The sequence below is a fragment of the Priestia sp. SIMBA_032 genome (assembly GCF_046535215.1).
In the GTDB taxonomy this organism is placed as follows: domain Bacteria; phylum Bacillota; class Bacilli; order Bacillales; family Bacillaceae_H; genus Priestia; species Priestia aryabhattai.
On sequence record NZ_JAWRXD010000050.1, the window covers coordinates 1 to 11,388 of the forward strand.

10 protein-coding genes and 4 tRNA genes are annotated in these 11,388 nt (G+C 38.2%); 1 reads left to right on the forward strand and 13 read right to left on the reverse strand.

The genetic code is table 11. The features are described from left to right. The 8 genes from SB717_RS32900 to sigW all read right to left on the reverse strand — a co-directional run. Positions 1–407 (reverse strand): SH3 domain-containing protein (locus SB717_RS32900; RefSeq protein ID WP_410906967.1); only part of this gene is annotated, 407 nt, incomplete at its 3' end. Between the two features lie 158 nt (positions 408–565). Next, a complete protein-coding gene (locus tag SB717_RS32905) occupies positions 566–1,282 on the reverse strand; it encodes a YebC/PmpR family DNA-binding transcriptional regulator (RefSeq protein ID WP_013054976.1) in 717 nt (238 codons plus the stop codon). A gap of 861 nt (positions 1,283–2,143) precedes the next feature. After that, entirely contained in the window at positions 2,144–3,946 is a 1,803-nt protein-coding gene (gene glmS, locus SB717_RS32910; RefSeq protein WP_410906969.1) for a glutamine--fructose-6-phosphate transaminase (isomerizing), read from the reverse strand. 430 nt (positions 3,947–4,376) lie between these two features. Further along, complete coding sequence (gene glmM / locus SB717_RS32915; RefSeq protein WP_025753441.1) at positions 4,377–5,723, reverse strand: phosphoglucosamine mutase; 1,347 nt, start codon at positions 5,721–5,723, stop codon at positions 4,377–4,379. A 28-nt stretch (positions 5,724–5,751) separates the two neighbouring features. Beyond that, complete coding sequence (locus SB717_RS32920) at positions 5,752–7,308, reverse strand: CdaR family protein (protein ID WP_410906971.1); 1,557 nt, start codon at positions 7,306–7,308, stop codon at positions 5,752–5,754. Next, entirely contained in the window at positions 7,301–8,122 is an 822-nt protein-coding gene (gene cdaA / locus SB717_RS32925) for a diadenylate cyclase CdaA (RefSeq protein WP_013054971.1), read from the reverse strand. The genes SB717_RS32920 and cdaA overlap by 8 nt, the downstream gene beginning before the upstream one ends. Before the next feature lie 194 nt (positions 8,123–8,316). Beyond that, positions 8,317–8,922 (reverse strand): zf-HC2 domain-containing protein, encoded by a 606-nt coding sequence (locus SB717_RS32930; RefSeq protein WP_410906973.1) that lies wholly within the window; start codon positions 8,920–8,922, stop codon positions 8,317–8,319. Positions 8,923–8,936: 14 nt separating this feature from the next. Further along, positions 8,937–9,500, reverse strand: coding sequence for an RNA polymerase sigma factor SigW (gene sigW, locus SB717_RS32935; protein ID WP_013054969.1), 564 nt, complete (start codon positions 9,498–9,500; stop codon positions 8,937–8,939). 155 nt (positions 9,501–9,655) lie between these two features. On the opposite strand from sigW, the gene SB717_RS32940 reads away from it, so the two are divergent. Next, positions 9,656–9,826, forward strand: coding sequence for an aspartyl-phosphate phosphatase Spo0E family protein (locus tag SB717_RS32940; protein WP_223260213.1), 171 nt, complete (start codon positions 9,656–9,658; stop codon positions 9,824–9,826). A gap of 82 nt (positions 9,827–9,908) precedes the next feature. On the opposite strand, the gene rocF is transcribed toward SB717_RS32940, so the two are convergent. The 5 genes from rocF to SB717_RS32965 all read right to left on the reverse strand — a co-directional run bounded on the left by rocF (position 9,909) and on the right by SB717_RS32965 (position 11,305). Beyond that, a complete protein-coding gene (gene rocF, locus SB717_RS32945) occupies positions 9,909–10,808 on the reverse strand; it encodes an arginase (RefSeq protein ID WP_098621638.1) in 900 nt (299 codons plus the stop codon). A 163-nt stretch (positions 10,809–10,971) separates the two neighbouring features. Beyond that, a tRNA-Ala gene (locus SB717_RS32950) sits at positions 10,972–11,047 on the reverse strand. 22 nt (positions 11,048–11,069) lie between these two features. Next, positions 11,070–11,144, reverse strand: a tRNA-Gly gene (locus tag SB717_RS32955). A gap of 9 nt (positions 11,145–11,153) precedes the next feature. Next, positions 11,154–11,226, reverse strand: a tRNA-Lys gene (locus SB717_RS32960). Between the two features lie 4 nt (positions 11,227–11,230). Continuing rightward, a tRNA-Gln gene (locus tag SB717_RS32965) sits at positions 11,231–11,305 on the reverse strand. Between the last annotated feature and the right edge of the window lie 83 nt (positions 11,306–11,388).

Genomic DNA, 11,388 nt, shown 5'->3' on the forward strand with positions numbered 1-11,388 from the left:
TGGCCTTTTGTCACACTTCCTATCGATGCATAGCTAGTGCCCGCTCCGCTTCTTACATTCAGCGTGCTTGCCGTTACGATGTACGTTGTGCTTTCTGCCGGTGGCGTTGTTGTTCCTGATGACTGTACATAATCGCTGCTTACATACCCCGTGCGGCCGTTATAGTTAATTTTGTACCAGCTTCCGCTTTTGCTCATCACAGATAGCGTTTGACCTTTCACTACGCTGCCGATAATCCCGTAAGTCGTTCCCGCTCCGCTTCTCACATTTAGCTTGCTTGCCGTTACTTTATATGTAACCGTCGCTGCATATGCCTTTTCTTGATTTTCCCCAATTGAGCCAAAGCCAAGCGTTACAGCCGTTGCAAGTGTAGCTGTTAACGCCATCCCCACCATTAATCTTTTCAACTGCTTTCCCTCCATTTATTTCTTATAAAATTCTACTATTTTCTATTCTTAATTCATTATCTTACCATATTCCAAACGAAGGGAAAGAGTCAATAGATGCTTTTCACACGGCCTATAAAAAAAGACAGACCTCTTTGATAGGTCTGCCTCTTTCACTATTATCCTAAATCAACGTTGTGATATACTTGCTGCACATCTTCTAAGTCCTCTAATGCATCAATCATTTTTTCAAACTGAGCTTGTGCATCTTCAGGAAGAGTTACATCATTTTGAGCAAGCATCGTTTGCTCAGCTACTGTAAATTCCGTAATACCAGCATCGTTGAACGCTTTTTGTACCGCATGGAATTGATCCGGATCAGCATAAACAATTACAGAATCTTCTTCTTCTAAAATATCACGCACGTCTACATCTGCTTCCATTAACAGTTCTAGCGTCTCTTCTTCATCCTTACCTTCTACACCAATAACAGCTGTTGGATCAAACATGTACGCTACTGATCCGCTTACTCCCATATTACCGCCGTTTTTACCAAAAGCAGCACGCACGTCTGAAGCTGTTCTGTTTACGTTATTCGTAAGAGCATCTACGATAACCATTGACCCATTTGGCCCAAAACCTTCGTAACGAAGATTATCGTAATTTTCTTCTGATCCGCCTTTTGCTTTTTCAATCGCACGGTCAATAATTGCTTTTGGCACATTGTATGTTTTCGCGCGTTCTAATACAACTTTTAACGCTTGGTTTGATTCTGGATCTGGCTCGCCTTGTTTCGCAGCCACATAAATCTCACGGCCAAACTTGGCATATATACGACTTGTATTAGCATCTTTTGACGCTTTCTTTTCTTTAATATTGTTCCACTTACGGCCCATATTGTTTCACTCTCTTTCAAAATTGAATCTAATAAAATAAATAGGCAATGATATATCCGTTTTTATTATACATCAATTCCCTCTTATCTTTCGAGTTTAATACCTAAAAAAGAAAAGCAATCTTCTGGTGTATTTTGTTAACTAAATAAATGAGAAAACCATTTGAAAACAGGCTGAATGATTTTGATATATAATTTTTTAAGCGGTTTATATATACATGTCATCCAAAACCACCTTAAAGGATAGTAGATCATATGAATTACGATCCACTTAACTCCTTTCCAGAAACAGAGGAATATACGCTGACAAAATGAAACCACAGGAATAACAATTTCATTGTAAAATGGCAGCACAACATATTTCCAGAAAAGATAACAAGGTTAACAAACTAGATACAACACAGGGTATAAAACGTAATTCCATATAAATCTAGTTATAGGCAAAAACCATCGTTTCCAAACGAAGAGAATAAAAGGATAGATGAGGACACTCCATAGCCAAGAAATAGGATAAACGAACAAGAAACGTATAATGTATCTCCAAATAAATTCAATCACAGGTTGAATAATTCTTGTTCCTATCCATATGAGGGGCTTAGTGATAAAATATATCCATAGCTTACACAAAATTTGAAATACAAAATAAAAGGGAAAATACAAGACAAAAAAGATGCCTCGCAACACGTACTTTATACTTTGAGCTACTCCACTAATACTTTTCACTTCCTTTTTTATAAGTGAGTTTCGTTCATTTACCTACTCTATTATATAAAATAAATTGAGCAAGCAAATATATTTTTTAGCTCAATGAGAATTATATACAAAAACACCCTTCTATAATAGAAGGGTGTCTAGAACCTTATTATTCTACAGTAACTGATTTTGCTAAGTTACGTGGTTTATCTACATCGCAATCGCGGTGCAATGCAGCGTAGTAAGAGATTAATTGTAAAGGAATAACCGCTGCTAGTGGTGAAAGTGTTTCATGAACTTTTGGAATCACGTAGCGATCTTCTTCTGTTTCTAATCCTTTCATTGAAATGATACAAGGATTAGCTCCACGTGCTACTACTTCTTTTACGTTACCACGGATGCTTAAGTTTACATGCTCTTGTGTTGCTAATGCAATAATTGGCGTATTGTTTTCAATTAAAGCGATTGTTCCGTGCTTAAGCTCTCCTCCAGCAAATCCTTCTGCTTGGATGTAAGAGATTTCTTTTAGTTTTAACGCACCTTCTAAACCTACATAATAATCAACAGAACGTCCAATAAAGAATGCGTTGCGAGTTGTTGCTAAGAATTGAAGAGCAATGCTTTCCATTTCTTCTTTGTCGTCGCAAAGTACTTCCATTGTGTTTGCTACGATTGCTAACTCTTGAACTAAATCAAATTCTAATTCAATGCCGCGTGTTTTTGCTGTTACAGCCGCTAAAATTGATAGTACTGCTAATTGAGCTGTATAAGCTTTTGTCGATGCTACAGCAATTTCCGGACCTGCATGAAGTAATAACGTATAATCAGATTCACGAGATAATGTTGATCCCGGAACGTTTGTGATTGTTAACGCTTTGTAACCTAGTTCTTTAATTTGAACTAATACTGCACGGCTGTCAGCTGTTTCTCCACTTTGAGAGATAAAGATAAACAATGGCTTTTCAGATAAAAGCGGCATGTTATAAGAGAATTCACTTGCTACGTGCACTTCTACCGGAACCTTCGCCCACGTTTCAATGAATTGTTTACCTACTAGGCCTGCATGATAGCTTGTTCCACATGCTACGATATAGATGCGGTCTGCTTCATCCATTGCTCCTAAAATGTCTGCATCAATGTGCAGTTCATTGTTCTCATTTTGATACTCTTGAATGATTTTACGAACAACTAAAGGCTGCTCATCAATTTCTTTTAACATATAGTGAGGGTACGTACCTTTTTCAATATCACTCGCATCAAGCTCTGCTGTATAAGGTGCTCTTTCTACCACTTCACCATCAAGCGTTTTAATTGTTACGCCTTCTTTTGTAACAATTACTGTTTCTTTATCCATTAATTCTACGTACTGATCTGTCACTTGAAGCATTGCCATAGCATCGCTCGCTACAACGTTAAATCCTTCGCCAACACCTACAAGAAGTGGGCTTTTATTTTTAGCTACGTAGATTGTATTTTTATCTTCGTTATCAACAAGAGCTAGTGCATAAGAACCGTGAAGCAAGCTTACTGTCTTACGGAACGCTTCTTCTACATCTAAGCCTTCTGCTGCGATTTTTTCAATTAACTGAACGATTACTTCTGTATCCGTTTCGCTTTTGAACGTTACATCTTGTAAATATTCACGTTTTAAAATAGCATAGTTTTCAATTACACCGTTATGCACAAGTGTGAAGCGTCCAGATGTACTTTGATGCGGATGAGCATTTTCTTGGCTTGGTACACCATGAGTTGCCCAACGCGTATGACCAATACCTGCTGGTGCTACAACACTGTTATCTACTGCCTGACGCAATTCTGCAATACGGCCTTTTTCTTTGAATACGTGTACGCCTTCATTGTTAACAATTGCAATACCAGCTGAGTCATAGCCACGATATTCTAACTTCTCAAGACCACGTAATAAAATTTCTTTCGAATCTTCTGTTCCAATATATCCTACAATTCCGCACATAGATAAAATCCTCCTTCATGTATGAAAAGAGAGTCTCTTTTCATCATCAATGATTATCATCTCAATGCTTTTGTCCAATAAGTCACCTCATTGTTTTTCACATCAAGTTTTCGGCCGTGATAATCAACAACCGGGAGGCATCCGCCGATACTTCGATAAACCTCCTCCTCGTCAACTAAGTCGTTTCCGTCCCTTTACTTAGTTCAGGCGCTTTGTATTCACTTTTAAACTAGATTGTTCACTCCTTTACATAAATTAAGAGACGAACAGATTTAATATTACAATAAGAAGTGAGAAAACGTCAATTATCTTCTTTACTATCTGTAAAAACAGCCTTTAGCATCAGATAATTTCCAAGAATTTTTCTCAACAATATAAAAATATGCATAAGCAGCTTGAAACGTCACCGCTTATGCATATAATTAATGAATTACTCTAAGCCCATTTCTTCTTTTACTACTTCTACGATACGCGTTACATAAGTTTCACACTCTTCTTGTGTTTGTGCTTCAACCATAACACGTACTAACGGCTCTGTTCCTGAAGGGCGTACAAGTACTCGGCCATTACCGTTCATTTCTTTTTCCACTTCTTCAATAACCACTTTTACCTTCTCGTTATCTGTAACATGATGCTTATCCGTTACTTTTACATTTACAAGAAGCTGAGGATATTTCTTCATTTCAGCTGCTAATTCTGATAAAGGCTTTTTCGTTGCTTGCATAATGTTTACAAGCTGAATAGCTGAAAGCATACCGTCACCTGTTGTGTTGTAATCTAAGAAAATAATATGACCTGACTGTTCTCCACCTAGGTTATATTGATTAGCTTTCATTTCTTCCACTACATAACGGTCGCCTACACCAGTTTGTGCACTTTCAATCCCGCTAGCTTCTAGTGCTTTATAGAAGCCTAAGTTACTCATAACGGTAGAAACAAGCGTGTTTTTCTTTAAACGTCCTTGTTCATACAAGTATTTTGCACAAATGAACATGATTTGATCACCGTCTACAATCTCACCTTTTTCATCGATTGCGATTAAACGATCTCCGTCTCCATCAAATGCTAACCCAACATCCGCTCCTTTTTCTTTTAAGAAGGCACTTAATGCTTCCGGATGTGTAGATCCTACACCGTCATTGATGTTTAATCCGTTTGGTGATGCCCCCATTGTAGAGATATCCGCATCTAAATCTGCAAATAAATGTGCTGCTAAAGATGACGTTGCTCCGTGCGCACAGTCTAATGCCACATGAATACCTGAGAAGTCTTCATCAACCGTTTGTTTTAAGTATTGAAGATATTTTTGTCCACCTTCGAAGTAGTCATTTACCTGACCTAAGTCTCCCCCAACAGGTCTTGGTAATTGATCTGTTTCACTATCCATTAACGCTTCAATTTCATTCTCTTGTGCATCTGATAGTTTAAATCCATCTGGACCAAAGAATTTAATTCCGTTATCTTGAACTGGGTTATGTGAAGCAGAGATCATGACTCCTGCTTGTGCGCCAAGTGCCTTTGTTAAATACGCTACCCCTGGAGTTGAAATAACGCCTAATCGCATAACTTCTGCTCCAATTGAAAGCAATCCTGCAACAAGCGCTCCTTCTAACATATGACCAGAAACGCGTGTATCGCGTCCGATTAATACCTTTGGTCGCTCTGAATCTTTTGTTAGAACGTAACCACCTAAGCGTCCAATTTTAAAAGCAAGCTCAGGAGTTAATTCACTATTGGCAACTCCTCGTACTCCGTCTGTTCCAAAATACTTACCCATTAATTTTCTCTCCTTCATGTCAAAACATTTAGTTTCCTGATGTATTATCTGTCTGTCCATCTACGGGTGTAGAATTTTCATCACTTTGATTACTACTATCGTCACCAGTTTCTGTATTATCTGTTGGTGTATCTGTATTATCTTCAGGTGTATTAGTCTCTTCGCTTGGTTTATCAGTTGAATCACCTGAATTTCCCGTCCCAGGATTTGTTTCAGATCCTGATCCAGTTCCCGTGTCTGGCTTTGTTTCTTGATCGCTCGTGCTTCCACTTGTTTCTTTATCCGTTTGTTCATCATTTGTCCCTGATTGTTTTTTCGCTGTTACACGAACTTTTGCCTGTTTAGTTGATAGTGTTGATGTAACAGAGTCAGGACTATTTATTATAATAGGAACCGTGTGCTCCCCAGCAGATAAATTCCCTACATTCGCTGACAAGCTAATGCCGCTTTTCGTCAACTTATCTAAATCAGATTTTGGTCCTTTTACATCGGCATCTACTGAAGTAGGAGAAAGCAGTTCATACGTGTACTTTGAGGATTGACCAATTAAAGAAACCGGTAAATTCTTAAATGACTTAATCTCAGCTGCGCTTTCGTCCGTTTCTTCTGCGTCTTTCTCATCACCTTGTTTGTCTACTTCCACATGAACGGTAATTTGTTTAGGACTTACACTATCTATTCCGTCTGGAACAGGGACGTTCACCTTAATATCTTTAGATTTCGTAATACCGGTAACATCGACTGGAATATTATCAATTTTATCGATTTTTTCTAAAGAATCAGATGGACCGATAATTTTCACTGCATCTGTTTTAGGCTCTAGCTTCGTAATGTTGACACCGTCGCCTGGCGTGCCTCCTTGAATCACACCGATTGGCACTTTTTTACTAATATTTTTCACTGGGATTGTTACATTGACCGTTTCTGGTTGAACTGTTACATTCAATTTATTTAAATTCTTGTCTAGTGCGACAACAGTTGCTTGTTTCGTCACTGTTTTTGAAGCATTATCTAAATCAATAATAGCTTTCACATAAGCAACTTGATCTAATTGACTTGATGCGCCCGTTACCGTGACGGCTCTTGGACTAACGGTTGCTTCCCCTGCTTCATATCCATTCTTGACTTTGTTTTTATCATAGCTTGCCTCTACTGAAAACTGTTTTGAATCGCGTTCTTCAATTGTTACGTTTACAATATCAGGCTTAACCACTACGTTTAAATTATCAGAGATATTTCGATACTGAACCTTGACTCTATGCTGCCCTAAGCTTAAATTATCAAGGTCAATATAAGCTTGATAATCTTTTTGTAGCTTTGTTTGAGCCAAAATATTTTTAGGACCTTCCAGTGTCATAATGACCGTATCCGGAACACCTCTTACAATTCTGTTCTTCTCATTGTAGGATACTTGAACCGGAACATCTGTTAATGTTTCTACTCCAGTGTTGGCAGAACTGCTTCGGTTCAGAATTTTATTTGATGAACTGGTACCATCATCTAAATTAACAGATAAATATAACATGAAGGCTAACAGCAACGCGATAATTTTCATAACCCACGATCGATTCATCAATTTATCCATTCTTCTTCAACCTCCATTGCCAACGAGTGGAAGAAGTTGCTTTAGAAGTTGTGACTAATTCTTTTTCTAGCATTTCTCTCAATGTATCAATTGTCAATTCACGATACAATTCACCGTTTTTGGTAACGGAAATGCCTCCAGTTTCTTCAGATACAATGACAGTCACACTATCTGTTACTTCACTTATTCCTACAGCAGCACGATGGCGAGTACCTAATTCTTTTGAAATAAAAGGACTTTCAGATAAAGGTAAGTAACATGCTGCAGCGGCTACTTGATCCCGCTGTAAAATAACCGCTCCATCATGAAGTGGTGTATTCGGTATAAATAAGTTGATTAATAATTCAGAAGAAATATTAGAGTTGAGTGGTATACCTGTTTCAATATAATCACCCATACCCGTCTCTCTTTCGATTGAGATCAATGCACCTATGCGTCTTTTAGCCATATAATGCGTTGCTTTTATAATCGCCTCAATCGTAACGGTACGTTCATCTTCTTCAGGCAAATTACTGCGTGAAAACAAACGTCCTCTCCCAAGCTGTTCAAGCGCTCGGCGCAGCTCTGGCTGGAAGATAATAATGATAGCTAAAAACCCATACGTTAACGCTTGGTCCATTAACCATTGCAGCGTATTTAGTCCAAGGAAGTTACTTATAAAGCGGACAACTAAAATTACCGTGATTCCTTTTAAAAGCTGTACTGCTTTTGTACCTCTTATGACCATAATTAATTTATATATGACGAACCATACCAGGAGAACATCAACAATTTTTCCTAAATATGAGAGGATTGGCAGGTCTCCAATAGGCATCTTCTCACTTCCTCTATATATGTAATAAAGATAACATAACCGTTTTATTATACCATAAAACAAAATTACACTGTAAATTACATCTTATTTTTAAATCCTTGTTCCTATATATAATGTAGCCTTCTTTTTATATAAATAAAACCGTCCACTGTTCCTCTCTAACAAGATAAGCGGACGATTTTATGTTTCAACTATTAAAAGTCAACAGCTTGTTTGGCATGAGTTTTGACATTATACCATACCCAGTCAAAAATCTTGTCTAACTCTTCAATATTGCCTGTCACTTCTCCTGCAGAAGCTAGGTACTTATCCCCATGTATAACAGTAACGTTTCCATCTACTTTTCCTTCAATTTTAATATCGCCATTTCTCACAGTAATATCACCTTTGACGGTCTCACCTTTTGGTACAACGACTGTTTTATCGTGAATGACCAGGTTCGGCTGCTTTGAAACAGAAAAGTCTTCATCCGTTTCCCAAGCTGAAAACACCGTGCCGGACATTAACAGCATAAATACAGCAGCTGCACTAAGAATCGGATGGTTTGTAAACCATCTATTCATTCGAATTCGATTCTTCTCACGGGGTAACCCGGCCATAACACCTGCTGTAAAGTTCATAGGTAATTCTATATGAGAAGTGCTTTGCACAAATGCAATCGTTCTTTTTAACTGATGCATATGCTGCTGACAACCTTTGCATTGATGCAAATGCTCTTTTAATAACAGCTCATCTTCTTTTGTAATATCTCCATCTAAATGCTCATGAATGAGGTTTACATACATTTTTGGACATTTCATTCTTAGTTCACTCCTTACAAGTGGCGAAGTCGATTTCTTAAAGCTTCACGTCCTCTGTGAATTCTAGTCTTTACCGTGCCAAGAGGCAGGTCTAAAATATCGCTGATTTCTTTTAACGACAGCTCATCTATATATTTTAGGACAATGACAGTTCGATATTTCTCAGGTAGCTTTAATATTTCCGACTGAATGAATTCTTGCAACTCTACTTGCTCTAGCTCTTCCTCTGGTAAGGCCTGATCGGCAGCTATTTGAGAGTACATATTTAACCCGTCGGTCCCGGCTACTTCTGCATCTAAATAATAGTCTGGCTTTTTTTTACGAATTCGATCAATACAAAGATTTGTAGCAATTCGATATAACCAAGTGGAAAACTTTTTACTCGTGTCATAGCTATGAATATTTACATAGGCTCGAATAAACGCTTCTTGTGCAGCGTCTTGCGCTTCTTCCCGGTTTCCTAGCATTCGATAACATAGATGAAAAAGTTTATCCTTGTGATATTCTACTATGTCAGCAAACGCATCTTGGTCACCTTTTTTTACTTTTTTTATTTTTCTTTTTAATAATAAATCCATGTAACGGTTACCTCCGCCCATTGCGGGATAGTATATATACGTGTACTTTATCATAAAGTTTCACTTATGCTTAATTATTTTAACAAAAATTTGTCAAATACGTTTAAAAAGATCGTACGTAGGTTATGTAATTAGTATAGATGAAAAGAGGAGGAGTGGAAAGCTTGACTCATACAAAAGAAAACCTTTTGAATCAAATTGAAGAATGTAGAAATAACATGGTCACTCTTGCAGCAGAAAATCCTTTATCATCACTAACAGTGGTGAGAGTAAGTTCAGAGCTAGATGGTCTATTAAATGAATATGAAAAGTTTTTTTCTATATAAAGAAGCTCTCGAATCCGAACTAAGAGCTTCTTTTTTTTATCTTCACATATGTTTCATATACCTTTTGGTAGGTAATAATGCTTTATACTAATTTTTCTCCTAAAAGTGAGCCCATTAATGCAACAGCTACGGTAGCTGTTTTATTCCGTTCATCTAAAATAGGATTCACTTCCACAAACTCGGCAGAAGTGATTAGCTGAGATTCTGCTAACATCTCCATAGCTAAATGACTTTCTCTGTAGCTTATTCCACCGATAACTGGAGTTCCTACTCCAGGTGCATCATGTGGATCCAATCCATCTAAATCGAGTGATAGATGAACGCCATCTGTTTTATCACGCAAATATAAAATTGTTTCTTCCATTACTTTTGTCATACCCATTCGATCTATCTCATGCATCGTATACACTTTAATCCCTTTTTCCTTTATTAGCTCTTTTTCTCCTTCATCTAAAGAGCGAGCTCCGATAATCACAATATTTTCGGGCTTGACTTTAGGGGTATAGCCACCAATTCGAGTCAATGCTTCGTCTCCTATACCTATACTTGCCGCCAATGGCATACCGTGAATATTTCCAGAAGGAGACGTATCTGCTGTATTTAAATCTCCGTGTGCATCATACCAAATCACGCCTAAATTTTTATAATGACGACTTACTCCTGCTAATGTTCCGATAGCGATGCTGTGATCTCCCCCTAGCACTAAAGGAAACCTTTTATTTGTAATAACATCACTTACGGTCTGAGCAAGCCTTTCGCTAGCATCCGCTACAGCTTTTAAATTCTTTAAGTTTGTATTTTCATCACTATGTACTCGTTCAGCTAAGGCAATTTCAATATTCCCTTTATCTTCTACACTATATCCAATATTCTCGATGCGTTCAATAACACCTGCATATCGTATCGCACTTGGCCCCATATCGACCCCTCGGCGAGTTTGACCTAAATCCATTGGTACTCCAATAATTGAAAGCTTATTCATAATATGTCCCCCCATCACAAATGTTGCTACTCTCTTATTGTAACGGCTAAATGAGCGATGGCTCAACTCAACACTTTTTTGAATATATATACAATTCTAATTTGTAGAAACTGCATAAAAAAACCTTTAAGCAAATTGCTTAAAGGTTGTATGTTTATATGTATGGTGGAGCCTAGCGGGATCGAACCGCTGACCTCCTGCGTGCAAGGCAGGCGCTCTCCCAGCTGAGCTAAGGCCCCAATATGTTTTTTTATATATAAATGGAGCGGAAGACGAGGTTCGAACTCGCGACCCCCACCTTGGCAAGGTGGTGTTCTACCACTGAACTACTTCCGCTTATTAAAATGAGCCATGAAGGACTCGAACCTTCGACCCTCTGATTAAAAGTCAGATGCTCTACCAACTGAGCTAATGGCTCTCTATGGCTGGGCTAGCTGGATTCGAACCAACGCATGACGGAATCAAAATCCGTTGCCTTACCGCTTGGCGATAGCCCAGTAAAGATGGTGGAGGGGGGCAGATTCGAACTGCCGAACCCGAAGGAGCGGATTTACAGTCCGCCGCGTTTAGCCACTTCGCT